We start from the raw sequence: 15,381 nt of genomic DNA, 5'->3' as shown, positions 1-15,381 counted from the left end.
TATTATATGAAAACAAATCTAAATTATTTTTATCTGTTATTATTTACATTATTTATTAGTGCTTGTTCCGGTAGTGACAGCGTAGATATAGATGAAGAAAAACCGACAATAACTATCAATTACAACGAAGGTTTTCCTAAAGGATGTACTCAATTAAAAAGAGGAGAAACTTATAGCTTTAGAGCTAAGGTTACAGATAATAAAGCTTTGGCTTCTTATAGTATAGATATTCACCATAATTTCGATCATCATACGCACGATGATCAAATTGCAGAATGTAGCTTAGAACCCTTAAAGCAAGCTGATAGTCCGTTAATTTATGTAGAAAATTTTGAGATCGAAGGAGAACAAACTAACTATGAAATTAATGTATCAATTAAAATTCCGGAAGATATTGATACTGGCGATTATCATTGTGCATATTCTGTAACAGACCAAACTGGTTGGCAATCTAGAACTTCTGTAGATATTAAAATAGTAGAATAGTTTAATAGCTAGAACTTAGGTTTTTTTCAGCTTATTAATGCTGAAAAAAATCTTAATTTTATTTTCCGATACAAAAATTACTAAAAATGTGTCCTAAAATATCTTTATCAACGTCATATTCTCCGGTAATATTACCTAAATAACGAAGGCATTCTCTAATATCAATAGAAAATAAATCCGTAGAAATTTCTAAATCGATACCTTGTTGTACAGAATTTATTGCAGATAAAGCATTGTTTAATGCCTCAAAATGACGCGAATTTGTTACAATTGTTTCGTTATTACTTAAAGCACCAATATTTACCAAAGAGGTTAATTCATCTTTTAAAGTTTCTAGACCTGTTTTACTTTTTGCAGATACTAAAAGTAAATTTTCAATATCCGATTGTAAAATAGAACTGTCATGACAAGATAAAGTGTCTATTTTATTGGCAATTACTAACAGTCTTTTATTAGGAAAACGGTTTTTAATGGTGTCAATTTCTTCTAGAAAATCTTCTCTAGAATATGCATATTTATTAGAGTCTATTAAAAAGATAATTAGTTGTGCATTTTCAGCTTTTTCATACGTTTTTTTAATTCCGATATTCTCTACAACATCTTCCGTTTCTCTAATACCAGCGGTATCAATAAATCTAAAAGCAACACCATCTATAATTAATTCATCTTCAATAGCATCTCTTGTTGTACCAGCAATATCAGAAACAATAGCTTTTTCTTCATTAAGAAGAGCGTTTAAAAGCGTAGATTTTCCTACGTTTGGTTCACCTATAATTGCAACCGGAATTCCGTTTTTCATGGCATTTCCAAAAGAAAAAGAATCGATTAGACGTTTTAATACAAAAGTTATTTTTGCAACCAATTCTTTAAATTTGGTTCTGTCTGCAAATTCTACATCTTCACCGAAAAATCTAACTCTAATTCTATTAAAGCTGCAAAATCTAATAATTGTGCTCTTAAGTTTTTTAGTTCGTTTGTAATTCCGCCACGCATTTGTTGTATTGCCATTTGATGGCTTGCTGCAGAATTAGAGGCAATTACGTCTGCTACGGCTTCCGCTTGAGATAAATCCATCTTACCGTTTAAAAATGCACGCATTGTAAATTCACCGTTATCAGCCATTCTACAACCTTTCTTTAGAAATAATTGTATGATTTCTTGCTGAATAAAGCTAGAACCATGACAAGATATTTCTACAACATTTTCACCAGTATAAGAATTAGGATTTTTAAAAACTGAGACTAAAACTTCATCAATAATTATAGAATTTTCGATAATATGACCCAAATGAATTGTGTGTGTTTTTTGGGTTACTAATGTTTTATCTTTTTTAATAGATTTAAAATTGGCATCTACAATATCAATTGCGTTTTCACCAGTAAAGTCTAATTACAGAAATTGCACCAACACCAGATGGTGTAGCCAAAGCAATAATAGTATCGTTTTTAATCATGATGCAAAAATACATAAAGATTTTTGTGAATGGAACAAAAAAATCTGTCAAAATGAATTGACAGATTTAATTGAAATTTATGATTGTATTTAGTTATGCGTTTTCTAAATATTCTTCTTTTTTAGAATCTTGTTTCTCTTTAACTTGAGATAAATTTAGTTTATTGTTTGGTACAAACTCTAAAGTTCTCATCGGGAACGGTATATTAATTCCTTCGTTATCAAAAGCTTGTTTAATTTCCATAATCGCATTACTTTTTGCTTTTAATTTCTCTAAAGCGTTTTCTGAATCTACCTGAATCTGCATAAGAAGTTGATAGAACTGTCTCCAAATTCTGTAAAATAAAATTCAACTTTTTTACCTATTTCATCTTGATTAAAGTTTTTTCTGATTGTTTCTGTGGTAAGTTTTTCAACTTTCTTTAAATCTGCACCATACTCTACACCACATTCAATAGAAATCCTCATTTTAGTTGTTAAAGAATAATTTTTGAAAGGATTCTCTAAAATAGTTTTGTTTGGCAATACAACCATATTATTATCAGCTTCTCTAATGACAAAGTAGTTTAAATTGATATCGATAACTTCACCTGCATAACCGTTTGTTTCTACCCAATTACCAATATTTAGGTTTTTTCTGAATGATAAAACCACACCAGATATTGTATTAGATAAAGTACCTTGTAAGGCTAAACCAATAACAATACCGAAACCCCAGCTGCAGAAACGATTGTTTTTAATGTATCGTCGAACTTTAAAACTGTCATGGCTAGATATAAACCTACTAAAATGGTAATTGCAGAGGCAACTCTAGAGACTAAATCTCTAACAGATTTTTGCCTAATTCTTTTACCAATAGTTTTATTTACGATAGAATTCATTGCTCTAGAGGCAAAGTATGCTATCACTAAAACTACCAATGCAATTGCAATGTTTGGTATGTTTTTAATAAATATATCTTTCCAGGTTTCTAACTTTTCTACTATTTTATTCATTTTATATTTTATTTAATTAATACTTTATTTCAATCGGAAATAAAAAGTACTATTTAACAAAACTAGTATCTAAAGCATCTTTGGTGTTTTTAGACCAAGCATTCAACATCCAAGTAGATTTTTCTAACTCTCTAATGTAGGCACCAATTAAATCTATTGTACCCTCGTCATTTGCTTTATCCGCTCTATCAATAACTTTACTTAATTGTTCTATTAAAATCTTATGATCGTCTATAATTGTAGCAACCATTTCTTTATCGGTTAGTAACGGACTAGATTCTTTTATTCTAGAAATTTCTATGTAGTCTGATAATTTACTAATAGGGTGGTATTTTAAAGTAATAATTCTTTCTGCAACTTCATCGATTTTAGTTTTTGTATCATTATACATTTCTTCAAATCTGTTATGTAGGTCAAAAAAGTTTTCTCCTAATACATTCCAATGAAAGTTTCTTAGTTTTTGATAGTATACATGGTAGTCTGCTAAAAGCACGTTTAATTCTGTTACAACTGGTAAAATTTGATCTTTTTCTATATTTAAATAATTCATAATTATATGTTTTAATTGTTCAATACAAAATTACATTAGTACTTCGTTTTCGTTTTGCTCAAATAGTTTTCTTCTTAACTCAAATGCTATATTGCTAGGTTTTTTGAAGTTTTTTGTAACAGAACAAGGGTTTTAGCGTCTAATAGGTAATCAACTTTAAAAACAATTATACATACACATGAAAGAAGACAAACAGTTATTAGTAGTTATGCATTTAAGTCAATTATTAGACTTTATAACAGGAATCGGTGGTTTTTTAGTTCCATTAATTTTATGGTTGCTAAAAAAAGATGAGGTTTTTGGTATTGATGAGCACGGAAAAGCTATTCTAAATTTTAGAATTTCGATGTTTATTTATATTATAATTTGCATACCGTTAATATTATTGTTTGGCTTAGGTATTTTAGGTTTTATCACCATTGGTATATTTTATTTAATTTTTCCGATAATAAATGCCATTAAAGTGAATAATAATGAAGAACCAAATTATCCTTTTAGTATCAAATTTTTAAAATAATAGTTAAATATAGTCCACAAAAAAACCGTCTTTAAAAGAGACGGTTTTTTTATTTATAATATTTATATGTTTTTGATAACATCTTCATATTCGTAGAAGAACATTTCGAATTTTGTCATGGTATCAACAAAAAACTCATAACAATCTCGCCAGGTATTTTTATTATGAATGCTAAACTTTTTATCAAAAGGAACATAAATTCTATGAATAGTTTTGCCATTTTCTAACAAGAAATCATCATCAAAAATTACTTCGGTATTTCTGATTCTAATAGAACTTTTAAAGAAAGCATTTGATCGTAGTAGAGTAGGTTTACCAATTCATCCGGATTTTCGATATCTAGACAAACAGCAGCTTTTTTTCTATCTGCAACAAATTTAAAAGACAAGCCTTTTACTTTAGTGTTGTATAGTAACCATTTTTTTGGAAAAGATTTGCCAAAACTAGTCCAAAATTCTTTACGTATTAATTCTGCTTCTGCTTTAGAAAACATGTGCTATAAAGTGTTATTATCCGTGAATCTTTGCACTATTGCCTCGCTCTCTCATCATTTCTGCTTCAAAAGCAAGCAAAGCATTCCATTTTTCATCTACAATTTCTCTATCTTGATATTTTCTAGCAAAAGACAAGAAAGTTGTATAATGGTTTGCTTCAGAAATCATTAAATTTTTATAGAATTTAGAAAGTTCTTCATCTTCCATGTTTTCAGAAAAAACTTTAAAACGCTCACAACTTCTGGCTTCTATTAACGCGGCAATTAGTAGGCGTTGTACCAAGGCATTTGTTCTGTCTTTTGTTTTGTTAAAGAACTTTTGTAGTCTTACTGCGTAATCATTTTTTTGTTCTCTTCCTAAAACCATTCCTCTTTTAACCATCAATAAATGCACCATTTTAAAGTGTTGCATTTCTTCTATGGCAATATTACTCATTTCTTTTACAAGCTCTGTTTCTTCAGAATAATTAATAATAATAGAAACTGCGTTAGAAGCAGCTTTTTGTTCTAGAAAAGCATGATCTGTTAATATTTGTTCTAAATTTACTTTGGCAATTTCTGCCCAAGAAGTAGCTGTTTCAAATTGTAATCCTAACATCTTTTATAACTAGTAGATTTTATTTTTATTAAGGTAATTAAGATATTAAAAATTTCACTTTTAACAAATTAATTAAACGACAAAATTAGTTTATTCTCTTGCAATGATGGTAATTATTTTATAATTTTTTACTCAAATAAATACGCCTGCCAGTTTGTTGATATTTGTTCTTTTTTAAGTTTTATTTGAATATTAAATAGCTTTTTATTGTGTTTTTAATTTAATTTTAAATATCTGTTTTTCAGTATCTTAATTATATTTATATAAAGTGTTTGTTTTGTTTTTAGTTAGAATAGATTTTGATAATTCAAAGTAATTAGGTCTGTTTTGGGTATTTATTTGTTTGTAAAAGTTGTTTTTGATTGATTTATTGCTTTTTTAAATTTTTTAAAACGTTTTGAATTTATTTTATTTAATTTAAAATGAGTATCTTATGTTATTTTATCTAAAGTTTTTGTTTATAACTTGTTTTTGAAGAGGTTTTTGTTGGTAATTCTATCTTTGTTTAAGTTTTATGTATTATAAAAAATAAAGTGCATTTATATTTTTAGGCTGATGAAACATTCTTAAATTTACCTATTAATAAATTTACAAAGAAGTATGTTAGAGTTAGCCGGAATTATCATATTAGGAATATTAGCCCAATGGTTTGCTTGGAAATTTAAAATACCTGCAATTTTACCATTAATTTTAATAGGATTATTAGTAGGTCCAATTGCTGCAACATATTTAAGTGAAGACGGGTCTAAGTGGATTGAACCAATATGGAATGGCGAAAAAGGATTGTTTCCTGGAGAAAGTTTGTATTACTTTGTTTCTTTGGCAATAAGTATCATTCTTTTTGAAGGTGGTTTAACACTTAAAAGAAGTGAAATAAAAAACGTTGGTCCTGTAATTACAAAGTTAATTACGTTGGGTTCTGCCATTACTTTTTTTGGAGCAGGAATTGTAGCTAGATATTTTTTTGATCTAGGTTGGGATTTATCTTTTCTATTTGCAGGATTAATTATTGTTACAGGTCCTACAGTAATTACACCAATCTTAAGAAATATTCCGCTTAAAAAAGACATCTCTACAGTATTAAAATGGGAAGGTATTTTAATTGACCCAATTGGTGCTTTGGTTGCCGTTTTAGTTTTTGAATTTATTAGTGTTGGAGGTGGAAGTGGATTTACAAAAACTGCATTAATGGAGTTTGGTAAAATATTATTATTTGGTGCTACTTTCGGGTTTACTTTTGCGCATGCTTTGGCTTATGCTGTCAACAAAAAATTAATTCCGCATTACTTATTAAATGTTGTTTCTTTATCAACGGTATTATTGGTTTTTGTTTTATCAGATATGTTTGCGCACGAGTCTGGTTTACTGGCTGTAGTTGTAATGGGAATGGTTTTAGGAAACGGAAAATTAAAAAACTTAAAAGAACTATTATATTTTAAAGAATCTTTAAGTGTATTGCTGATTTCAATTCTATTTATTTTACTAGCAGCAAATATTAAAATGGAAGATTTACTTTTATTATATACCTGGAAAACTGCTGCTTTATTTGCCTTGGTTGTTTTTATTATAAGACCATTAGCCGTTTTTGCTAGTACTTTTAATTCTAAATTAAAATTAAACGAAAAGATTTTTATAAGTTGGGTAGGACCGCGTGGTATCGTTGCTGCTGGTATTGCTTCTTTATTTGGGAGTAAACTTTTAAAACAAGGAGTCGAAGGAGCAGAATATATTACGCCATTGGTTTTTATGATTGTATTAGGTACAGTTTTATTAAACGCTACTACAGCAAGAATGTTTGCAAAAATGATTGGTGTTTTTCTTAAAAAATCTGATGCTATTTTATTTGTAGGTGCTTCTAATCCTTCTAGATTAATAGCAAATTATTTAAAAGATAAAGGTAAAAGAGTCATTTTAATAGATTCTAATAAAAACTTTATAGAACAGGCTTCAAAGGACGGTTTAGAGGCTTTAAATGTTGATATTTATGACGGAGATTTAACAGATAATATAGAGCTAAATGATGTTGGCTATTTAATAGCTTTAACAGGTAGTGATATGGTTAATAAGTATGCTTTAAATAGTTTTTCTGATGTATTTGGAGAACACGGAGCTTATAAATTAGCATCATCTAAAGAAATTAAAGAAGCAACAGCTAACGAACGTAAAAACTTTTTACACCTAATGATGATTATATCAATTTAAGTGAGGCTTATAGAGAAAACCCTTCAATAATTGAAGTAGAAATAGATAATGAAACCGAATATAATGCCATTTTAGATGCTTTGTCTAAAGAAGAAAAATCGATTCCGTTATTTGTAGAAAAAGGGCAAGGTATATTTTTAGTGCCGAGTTTGACAAAACAGAAGAAACTAAAGAGAATTTAATATTATCTTACTTAGGTAAAAATATTGGTGATGTTTATAAGTCTAGTTCAAAAGTCTGACGTAATTTATCTAATAGCGGATTTTTTTCTTTTAGTTTGATATATTTTTCTTGCGGAGTGTAAGCAAATTTCTTTTCTGTAGTTTCATTTAAAATTACATTAATGTCAATGCCGTAATTATTTAAACTTTCTCTTAAGAAATTTAATAATTTTGGTCTTCCTTTTAAAAATTGATCTTTCATCAATTTATTAGGTACAGAAAATGAAATTTTATAACCTTTTTCTAATTTAGGAATATCTGTACCTACAATAGAAGCCATGCTTCGTTCTCCTTTTTTATGTAGATTTTGTGCGTATTCCTTCCAAGTTTCTTGTAGCTTTTGTTCGGTAAAGAAATCTTTAGGATGATTGTCAAAATTTTCTTCAACAACAACTTTTTTAACTTTAGTTTGTTGATTAAAACCTTTTAAAGAATATTTACTAGGTTGTTTATTTAAACGACCAAAGTTTTTTAAGACAGGTTTTGGCTTAGCAACCTCTGTAACTTCTTTTTTATCTGTTGTAGTTTGTTTAGAAGTTAATTCTGATGCAACATTTTTTATAATAGCTGCTGGTTTTTTCTTTTTTGCGGGTGATAAAGATTGAAAAAAGTTGCAGGAATTATGTAATTAGCTGGCTTTTTTTCTCCATCGAAAGTGATAGAGGCAATTTGCATTAAAGTTAATTCAACTAATAATCGTTGATTTTTAGAAGCTCTGTAATTCAAGTCACAGTCATTGGCTTTTTTAATAGATTGCATTAAAAACGGAATGCTAGCTTTTGTTGCTTGAGCTAAATATTTTTTCTTGGCATTGTCTCCAACTTCTAGTAAGTCTAAAGTAACTTTATCTTTAGCAACTAATAAATCTCTAAAATGACTTGCCAAACCATTAATAAAATGATGGCCTTCAAAACCTTTACTTAATACCGTGTTAAATGCATTTAAAACGTCCGGTATTTTATTATCTATTAACAAATCTGTCATTTCAAAATAAGTATCGTAATCTAGTACGTTTAAATTTTCTGTAACAGCTTCTCTTGTTAAATTTTTACCGGAGAAACTTACAACTCTATCAAAAATAGATAATGCATCACGCATTGCACCATCTGCTTTTTGAGCAATGATATGCAGTGCATCGTCTTCTGCTGTAATATTTTCTTTTTCGCTAATTGTTTTTAAATAGTTTTTAGCGTCTAAAACACCAATTCTTTTAAAATCGAAAATTTGGCAACGAGAAAGAATTGTTGGTATAATTTTATGTTTTTCTGTAGTTGCTAATATAAAAATAGCATGCGCTGGCGGTTCTTCTAACGTTTTTAAGAAAGCGTTAAAAGCTGCCTGAGATAGCATATGTACCTCATCAATAATATAAACTTTGTATTTACCTGTTTGTGGCGGAATTCTAACTTGATCTGTTAGGTTTCTAATATCATCTACAGAGTTATTAGACGCTGCATCTAATTCGAAAATATTAAAAGCAAAATCTTCGTTTTCTGAAGTTTCTGAATCTTGCTGATTAATCTTTTTAGCTAAAATTTCGGCGCATGATGTTTTACCAACTCCTCTCGGACCTGTAAAAAGCAGTGCTTGTGCTAAATGATTGTTTTTTATAGCATTTTCTAACGTATTTGTAATGGCTTGTTGCCCTACAACATCCTCAAAATTATTAGGACGGTATTTACGCGCTGATACTATAAAATGCTCCATTAATTATATTTTCTATTGATGTAAGCAAAGCTAAAAATAACAATTGCTTATTTTGTTATAAATCTTTAACAAAAATAATCATCTAAGGGGTTTTACACAAACAGCTTTCTTAACAAAATGCTAAAGTTGTAAACAACTGTAAAAAGATGCGTAATTTTGCGACTAAATAAATAATTCAGGATTTATATATTTTGAGTTAGAAGTTCAGAAAATTGTGCCAAATATTCGCTTTTTATATTTGGTGCAATTTTTATTTTATCAATTATTAAAAATAAAGAATATGAAAATAATTAAATCTATTGTTGTAGCTAGTTTTGCGCTATTATTAGTTTCTTGTTTTGGTTTTACAAACAAAGAAGATACCCAAAAAGAAGCAACGTATGTTCCGCAAGAACACACAGAAGTTGCCTATTTTGCAAGTGGATGTTTTTGGTGTGTAGAAGCAATTTTTGAAAGTTTAGTAGGGGTAGAAGAGGCAGTTTCTGGTTATGCTGGTGGTAATACTTTAAATCCTACGTACGAGAAAATAGGAACTGGTAAAACAGGTCACGCAGAAACAGTTGCGGTTTATTATAATCCTAAGGAAGTTAGTTTTGAAACGTTAGTTACAGTTTTCTTTGGTTCTCATAACCCAACAACAAAAAATGGGCAACATCCAGATTACGGAACACAATATAGATCGATTGCTTTTTACAAAACAGAAAATGAAAAAAAGATAATTGAAGATGCTATTAAGCAATTAAATGCCGAAGTTTATAAGCGTAAGATTGCTACAGAAGTTACTAAGTTCACAAAATTTTATAAGGCTGAAGAGTATCATCAAGATTTTGAAAGAAGAAATCCAAACCAAAGTTATGTAAAGGCGGTTTCTGTGCCAAGGTTAAACAAGTTTAAGAAAAAATATCCGCAGTTATTAAAGAAAAGTGCGCATTAAACTTTAAGTTATGAATAAAAAAAAGCAACTCATTATGAGTTGCTTTTTTTATTCAATTTTAATTTAAAAAAACTATTATTTAGTTTCTTTCTTAGCTTCTGCTTTATCAGCAATAATTCTTTTATCCATATTGGCAACTTCCCAAGCAGTATGAAATACCAAGCGAGTTCTATTTTCTAATAACTCGTAGTTAATTTTGTCTGGTGTATCAGATGGTCTGTGGTAATCTGCATGTGTACCGTTAAAGTAAAAAATAATTGGCACATTATTTTTCGCAAAATTATAATGGTCTGATCTGTAATAGAATCTATTAGGATCTTTCTCATCATTATATTTGTAATCTAAGTTAATGTTTGTATACTTCTTGTTAACAGTTTCAGATAAGTTATGTAATTCTGTACTTAATTTATCAGAACCAATTAAATAAACGTAATTTGGGTCTTCTTTATGTCTGTCATCAATTCTACCAACCATATCGATATTTAAATCACAAACAGTATTTGCTAAAGGAAATAAAGGATCTACATCTGCGTAGTATTTAGAACCTAACAAACCTTTTTCTTCTCCGGTAACGTGTAAAAATAAAATAGAACGTTTTGGACCTTTACCAGCTTTTGCAGCCATTTGAAAAGCTTGTGCAATTTCTAAAATAGCAACAGTTCCAGAACCGTCATCATCCGCTCCATTATAAATTTCTCCATTTTTTACACCTTCATGATCTAAGTGAGCAGAAATTATTACAATTTCGTCTGGTTTCTCTGTACCTTTAATAAAAGCAACTACGTTTTCAGAATCTTTAAATTTTCCTCTACGTACATTTTTGTTTATCCATTCTGCTGGTACTTCTTGAAAATAATCATCTCCACCTAATGGCGAAACAATTCCTTCAGAAACATAAAAGTTTTTTAAATATTCAACAGCTTTTTTCTGTCCTGGTTCACCAGTATTTCTTCCTTCAAACTCATCAGAAGCATAAGTAAATAGGTGATTACCTAAATCTTTGGCTGTAATTGTTGCTGCATATTTAGCAGCATGATCTACGTTTGCATCTTCATTAGAAGCATTTTTACTAGAACCACAAGCCATAAAAGCTACAGCACTAGCAAGATAAAGTATTTTTTTCATCGATGTAAAAAGTATTTGTTTTTGTAATTAGTATTCAAATGTAACAAAATGTTACACTATCATCAAAATTAGCTTTTGTTTATTACAAATTGTTGTAAGGTTTTGTTAAATATTAACAAATTATTGGGAAATAAATTATCGAAGGCATTGCTTTTAATAAGCTTTTCGGTAGTGCCAAATTGTACTTCATTTTCTTTTAAAAGTATAATTTTATCAGTCATTTTTAAAGCAAGATTTATTTCATGTGAAGAAATAATAATTGTTTTTTTAGTTTCTAAAACCAATCTTTTTAAAAGTGCAAAAATGTTTAAAGTTTGATGCATATCTAAATGTGCAGTTGGCTCGTCTAATATTATTACTTCTGTATCTTGTGCCAATGCTCTTGCTATTAAAACCCGTTGTAATTGACCGTCACTTAATTCGTAAAACCTTTTATCTTTTAAGTGTGAAATTTCTGTTTGAGAAATCGCTAAATCAATCTGTTTGGTATCATTGCTTGTAAGTGTATCTAACCAATTAGTGTGTGGTTGTCTACCTAAGGCAATCAATTCGTATACGGTTAATTGACTTTCCGGCAAACGTTCTGTTAAAACCAAACTTAGTTTTTTAGAAAGTTCGTATTCTTTGTAAGTACTTAATCTTTTTCCTTCTAAATTAATATGGCCAGTAAATTGGTTTTTGTACTTTAGAAAGTGTTCTTAACAAAGTAGACTTTCCGATTCCGTTTTTACCCAAAACGCAGACCAATTCACCTTTTTCTATGGATAAATTAATATCAGATAAAACAATTTTATCTTGTTTTTTATGCTGATAACCTATATTTAGGTTTTCAATAGAAATTACGATATGTTTTTTTCTTCGTTCATTTAAACAAATAATTTCTTTTTCGAACAAGTAGCCAAATTACAATTGGCGCTCCAAATAAAGAGGTAATTGCATTTATAGGTAAAGTAAATTCGCTTGTTGGTAATTGGGCAATGGTATCGCAAATAAGCATAACAATTGCACCGATTATTAAAACTGCCGGAATTAAAATTTTGTGATTAGAAGTTGTAAATAACATTCTAGCAACATGTGGTACAGCTAAACCAACAAATGCAATTGGGCCCGCAAAAGCAGTAATTACACCGGTTAATAAACTTGTAATTAATAAAATGATATTTCTATTTCTTTTAATATTAATGCCTAAACTTTTTGCATAATTTTCTCCTAATAAAAAACTATTTAAAGGTTTTACTATTGCAATTGTAGCAATAACACCAAAAATGTAAATAATAAAAAATATAGAAAGTTCGGCCATGATAAGTTACCAAGACTACCAAAACTCTGAATATAAATTGTTGAATTTGTGCTGCTTCACTAAAATAAGATAAAACACTAATAATTGCTGAAGTCAAACTACCAAACATTAAACCAATTATAAGAATAGACATCGTATTTCTAATTTTATTGGCAGCGATTATTACGGCAAATAAAACAAGAAATGCACCTAAACTAGAAGCGATTGGTAAAGACCAATTAGAAAACGAATTACTTAAAAAATAACCGCCAAATAAAGAGCTTCCTAAAATTAATAAAGCAACACCTAAACTTGCGCCCGAAGAAATACCTAAAACAAAAGGACCAGCTAAAGGATTTCTAAACAATGTTTGCATTAATAAACCAGCAACAGATAAACCGCGAGCCAACCAAAACAGCGGTTACTGCTTTTGGCAATCTAAAATTTATAATTATGATTTGCCAACTTTCTTTGGTTGTATTATTTGTAAAAAGAATGTTTAAAATGTCTTTTATTGGTATAGAAACAGAACCTAAACTAATGTTTAAAATAAACAATAGAAGAAGTACTATAGCTAATAAAATAAAATGTCTTTTATAGTTCTTTTGAAGCATTAATTTGTTTTACAAAATTTTAAGAATGATTTTCATTTAAGAAATTAACCAACTTCTGTATCGCTAAACCTCTATGCGAAATCTTATTTTTTTCTTCGGATGACATTTCTGCAAAAGATTCAGAAAAACCTGTAGGTTTAAATATAGGATCGTAACCAAAACCTTTTTCACCTTGTTTCTCTTTTAAAATCTCTCCTTCACAAATTCCTTCAAAAATATATTGTTCGTTATTTAAATTTAAGCAAACTGCAGTTCTAAATTGCGCTTTTCTATTTTCTTTGTCTTTTAATTCTAATAGTAACTTTTGCATGTTGTTTTCAGAATTTGAAGGCTCACCAGCATATCGAGCAGAAAAAACTCCGGGTTTATTATCTAAACTTTCTACTTCTAATCCAGTATCATCTGCAAAACAATTAAAGCCATACTTTTTTGTAATATGATTTGCTTTTAATTTAGCATTGCCTTCTAACGTTAATTCAGTTTCATCAACTTCATCAAAACAGTTTATATCTTTTAAACTTAAAATTTCTATAGAATCAGAAAGTATTTCTTGTACTTCTTTTAGTTTATTTAAGTTATTTGTGGCGAAGACTAATTTCATTTTTAAAACGTAGTTTTTTACAAAAGTAATCAAACAAAAGTGTTGGTAAAAGAATTGTTTATATTAGTCTTTAATTATTTTAAGGTATTAAAACCTTTTAAAAAGTTGTTTTTTTAATCGAACAGAATAAAGTACTTAAAAATGATGTTCTCTGTAAACCCTTGTTATCATTGGTTTGTCGTGAAAATGTCGGGTTAAAAAGTAACTAATTAATTTGTAATTTTAAATAACAGCATTAACATTGTATGGAATTTAACAAACAACATATTATGGAACAACCTGCACTAGGAAAAAAGATTTTAGAATTAAGAAAGCAAAAAGGTTTTACTCAAGAAGAATTGGTAGAACAATGTAATATTAATGTTAGAACAATTCAAAGAATAGAAGCTGGCGATGTTTCACCTAGAAGTTATACAATTAAAGCTATTTTAGAAGTTTTAGGTTTTGATTATGAAACCGTTTTTAAAGAACCTTACCAAGTTGGTAAGTTTGATGGAATTTTAAGAATAAACAAAAATAGAATCAATAAGCAACTAAACCTTGCAATGATTTTTGGTATTGTTTATTTCTTAACAGTTTTCTTTGAAATAGGGGCAGATATAATAAGTTTAGAAAAAGACAGTGCATTTTTTAAAATGATATACATTATTATAAAAAGTGTAGCTATTATTTCTATGTTTTTATTTTACCGAGGATTTGTGATTACTGGAGTTCTGTTTCGTAATTATTTATTACAAATAAGCGCATTTTTAATTATTGTTTTTACGCTCTTTTTCTCTTTATTAGATATTACATCCTTATATATATGGCAAGACTTTATTGGTGTTTTTGGTATTGTACAATTACTAAGTTATGGTGTTTTAAGCATTCTTTTTGGTATTGCAATTAAAAGATTAATCAATTTTGGAGATTTATCTAAATGGACAGGAATCTTAGAAATAATTACAGGTGTATGTTTACTACTAATTATTTTAGCTCCTATTGCCATTTTTACCCAACTAATTGTAGAAATTTTCGAAATAATTTTACTTTACAGAATTTTAATCGGTAATAAAACTGAATAGTTACTCATGATGATAAGGCTCGTTCTTTAAAATTGTAAAACCTCTATAAATTTGTTCAACAATAAAAAGACGAATCATTTGATGAGAAAAAGTCATTTTAGATAAAGAAATTTTACCAGTTGCTTTCTTGTAAACCGCATCAGAAAAACCATAAGGACCACCAATTACCAATACCAATTGTTTTAAACCAGCATTCATTTTTTTCTGTAAATATTTAGAAAATTCAATAGAAGTATAATGTTTTCCTTTATCATCTAGCAACACCAATTGATCGGTATTTTGAAGTTTCGATAAAATCAATTCTCCTTCTTTTTCCTTTTGCTGAATTTCGCTTAAATTTTTAACATTTTTAATATCTCGGTATAATTTCTAATTGAAATTTCACGTAATGTTTCAATCGGTTTTCATATTCATTAATCAATAATAAAAGGTTTTTATTATCTGTTTTACCGATGGCTAATAATTTAATTTTCATGGTGCGAAATTACAAATTATCAATTAGTAAATTGTTATTCGTAATTCATAATATAAAATACTATTTTT

At 28.5% G+C, this 15,381-nt stretch carries 14 protein-coding genes and 6 pseudogenes; 5 read left to right on the top strand and 15 right to left on the bottom strand.

Annotated features, from left to right (window positions below):
• Positions 1 to 6 precede the first annotated feature (6 nt).
• On the top strand, positions 7 to 486 hold the full coding sequence (locus tag ACZ1HD_RS10115; RefSeq protein WP_375240858.1) for a DUF4625 domain-containing protein: 480 nt from the start codon (positions 7 to 9) through the stop codon (positions 484 to 486).
• 58 nt (positions 487 to 544) lie between these two features.
• Here ACZ1HD_RS10115 and mnmE read toward each other — a convergent pair.
• From mnmE to ACZ1HD_RS10090, 5 genes and pseudogenes are all read right to left on the bottom strand, one after another.
• A pseudogene (gene mnmE / locus ACZ1HD_RS10110) lies at positions 545 to 1,821 on the bottom strand (tRNA uridine-5-carboxymethylaminomethyl(34) synthesis GTPase MnmE).
• Between the two features lie 211 nt (positions 1,822 to 2,032).
• Complete coding sequence (locus ACZ1HD_RS10105) at positions 2,033 to 2,245, bottom strand: hypothetical protein (RefSeq protein WP_472687365.1); 213 nt, start codon at positions 2,243 to 2,245, stop codon at positions 2,033 to 2,035.
• On the bottom strand, positions 2,230 to 2,592 hold the full coding sequence (locus ACZ1HD_RS10100; protein WP_472687364.1) for a mechanosensitive ion channel family protein: 363 nt from the start codon (positions 2,590 to 2,592) through the stop codon (positions 2,230 to 2,232). The genes ACZ1HD_RS10105 and ACZ1HD_RS10100 overlap by 16 nt, the downstream gene beginning before the upstream one ends.
• Positions 2,593 to 2,627: 35 nt before the next feature.
• The gene (locus tag ACZ1HD_RS10095; protein ID WP_472687363.1) at positions 2,628 to 2,933 is read right to left on the bottom strand and encodes a mechanosensitive ion channel family protein; all 306 of its coding nucleotides are present in this window, start codon (positions 2,931 to 2,933) and stop codon (positions 2,628 to 2,630) included.
• A gap of 49 nt (positions 2,934 to 2,982) precedes the next feature.
• Positions 2,983 to 3,483, bottom strand: coding sequence for a Dps family protein (locus ACZ1HD_RS10090; protein WP_472687362.1), 501 nt, complete (start codon positions 3,481 to 3,483; stop codon positions 2,983 to 2,985).
• 178 nt (positions 3,484 to 3,661) lie between these two features.
• Between ACZ1HD_RS10090 and ACZ1HD_RS10085 the strand changes: the two genes are divergently transcribed.
• Positions 3,662 to 4,000 carry a DUF4870 domain-containing protein gene (locus ACZ1HD_RS10085; protein ID WP_375240859.1) on the top strand — a complete coding sequence of 113 codons (339 nt, stop codon included), beginning with the start codon at positions 3,662 to 3,664 and terminating at the stop codon, positions 3,998 to 4,000.
• A gap of 62 nt (positions 4,001 to 4,062) precedes the next feature.
• Here the strand turns inward: ACZ1HD_RS10085 and ACZ1HD_RS10080 are convergent.
• Positions 4,063 to 4,493 (bottom strand): annotated as a pseudogene (locus tag ACZ1HD_RS10080) (DUF4268 domain-containing protein).
• Between the two features lie 16 nt (positions 4,494 to 4,509).
• The gene (locus ACZ1HD_RS10075; RefSeq protein WP_077809590.1) at positions 4,510 to 5,091 is read right to left on the bottom strand and encodes a MiaE family protein; all 582 of its coding nucleotides are present in this window, start codon (positions 5,089 to 5,091) and stop codon (positions 4,510 to 4,512) included.
• 600 nt (positions 5,092 to 5,691) lie between these two features.
• Here ACZ1HD_RS10075 and ACZ1HD_RS10070 point away from each other — a divergent pair.
• Positions 5,692 to 7,534, top strand: a pseudogene (locus ACZ1HD_RS10070) (cation:proton antiporter).
• On the opposite strand, the pseudogene dnaX reads toward ACZ1HD_RS10070, so the two are convergent.
• Positions 7,510 to 9,221, bottom strand: a pseudogene (gene dnaX / locus ACZ1HD_RS10065) (DNA polymerase III subunit gamma/tau). The pseudogenes ACZ1HD_RS10070 and dnaX sit on opposite strands and share 25 nt — an antisense overlap.
• 280 nt (positions 9,222 to 9,501) lie before the next feature.
• On the opposite strand from dnaX, the gene msrA reads away from it, so the two are divergent.
• Complete coding sequence (msrA, locus tag ACZ1HD_RS10060; protein WP_472687361.1) at positions 9,502 to 10,155, top strand: peptide-methionine (S)-S-oxide reductase MsrA; 654 nt, start codon at positions 9,502 to 9,504, stop codon at positions 10,153 to 10,155.
• Positions 10,156 to 10,230: 75 nt separating this feature from the next.
• On the opposite strand, the gene ACZ1HD_RS10055 is transcribed toward msrA, so the two are convergent.
• From ACZ1HD_RS10055 to ACZ1HD_RS10030, 6 genes and pseudogenes are all read right to left on the bottom strand, one after another.
• The gene (locus tag ACZ1HD_RS10055) at positions 10,231 to 11,280 is read right to left on the bottom strand and encodes a M28 family metallopeptidase (RefSeq protein ID WP_079736833.1); all 1,050 of its coding nucleotides are present in this window, start codon (positions 11,278 to 11,280) and stop codon (positions 10,231 to 10,233) included.
• 68 nt (positions 11,281 to 11,348) lie between these two features.
• Positions 11,349 to 11,939: an ABC transporter ATP-binding protein gene (locus ACZ1HD_RS10050; protein WP_472689325.1), complete on the bottom strand. Its 591-nt coding sequence runs from the start codon at positions 11,937 to 11,939 to the stop codon at positions 11,349 to 11,351.
• The gene (locus tag ACZ1HD_RS10045; protein ID WP_472687360.1) at positions 11,935 to 12,174 is read right to left on the bottom strand and encodes an ATP-binding cassette domain-containing protein; all 240 of its coding nucleotides are present in this window, start codon (positions 12,172 to 12,174) and stop codon (positions 11,935 to 11,937) included. The genes ACZ1HD_RS10050 and ACZ1HD_RS10045 overlap by 5 nt, the downstream gene beginning before the upstream one ends.
• A pseudogene (locus tag ACZ1HD_RS10040) lies at positions 12,143 to 12,935 on the bottom strand (iron chelate uptake ABC transporter family permease subunit). The gene ACZ1HD_RS10045 and the pseudogene ACZ1HD_RS10040 overlap by 32 nt, the downstream one beginning before the upstream one ends.
• Complete coding sequence (locus tag ACZ1HD_RS10035) at positions 12,919 to 13,173, bottom strand: iron chelate uptake ABC transporter family permease subunit (RefSeq protein WP_472687359.1); 255 nt, start codon at positions 13,171 to 13,173, stop codon at positions 12,919 to 12,921. The pseudogene ACZ1HD_RS10040 and the gene ACZ1HD_RS10035 overlap by 17 nt, the downstream one beginning before the upstream one ends.
• A gap of 19 nt (positions 13,174 to 13,192) precedes the next feature.
• On the bottom strand, positions 13,193 to 13,774 hold the full coding sequence (locus tag ACZ1HD_RS10030; RefSeq protein WP_472687358.1) for a non-canonical purine NTP diphosphatase: 582 nt from the start codon (positions 13,772 to 13,774) through the stop codon (positions 13,193 to 13,195).
• Between the two features lie 269 nt (positions 13,775 to 14,043).
• Between ACZ1HD_RS10030 and ACZ1HD_RS10025 the strand changes: the two genes are divergently transcribed.
• Positions 14,044 to 14,838, top strand: coding sequence for a helix-turn-helix domain-containing protein (locus ACZ1HD_RS10025; protein ID WP_472687357.1), 795 nt, complete (start codon positions 14,044 to 14,046; stop codon positions 14,836 to 14,838).
• On the opposite strand, the pseudogene rlmH reads toward ACZ1HD_RS10025, so the two are convergent.
• Positions 14,839 to 15,313: pseudogene (gene rlmH, locus ACZ1HD_RS10020) on the bottom strand (23S rRNA (pseudouridine(1915)-N(3))-methyltransferase RlmH).
• Positions 15,314 to 15,381: the final 68 nt, after the last annotated feature.

The organism is Polaribacter sp. HA6-7 (assembly GCF_055693625.1).
Note: the sequence above shows the minus strand (reverse complement) of the source record. Positions and strands in the feature narration are given on the sequence as shown.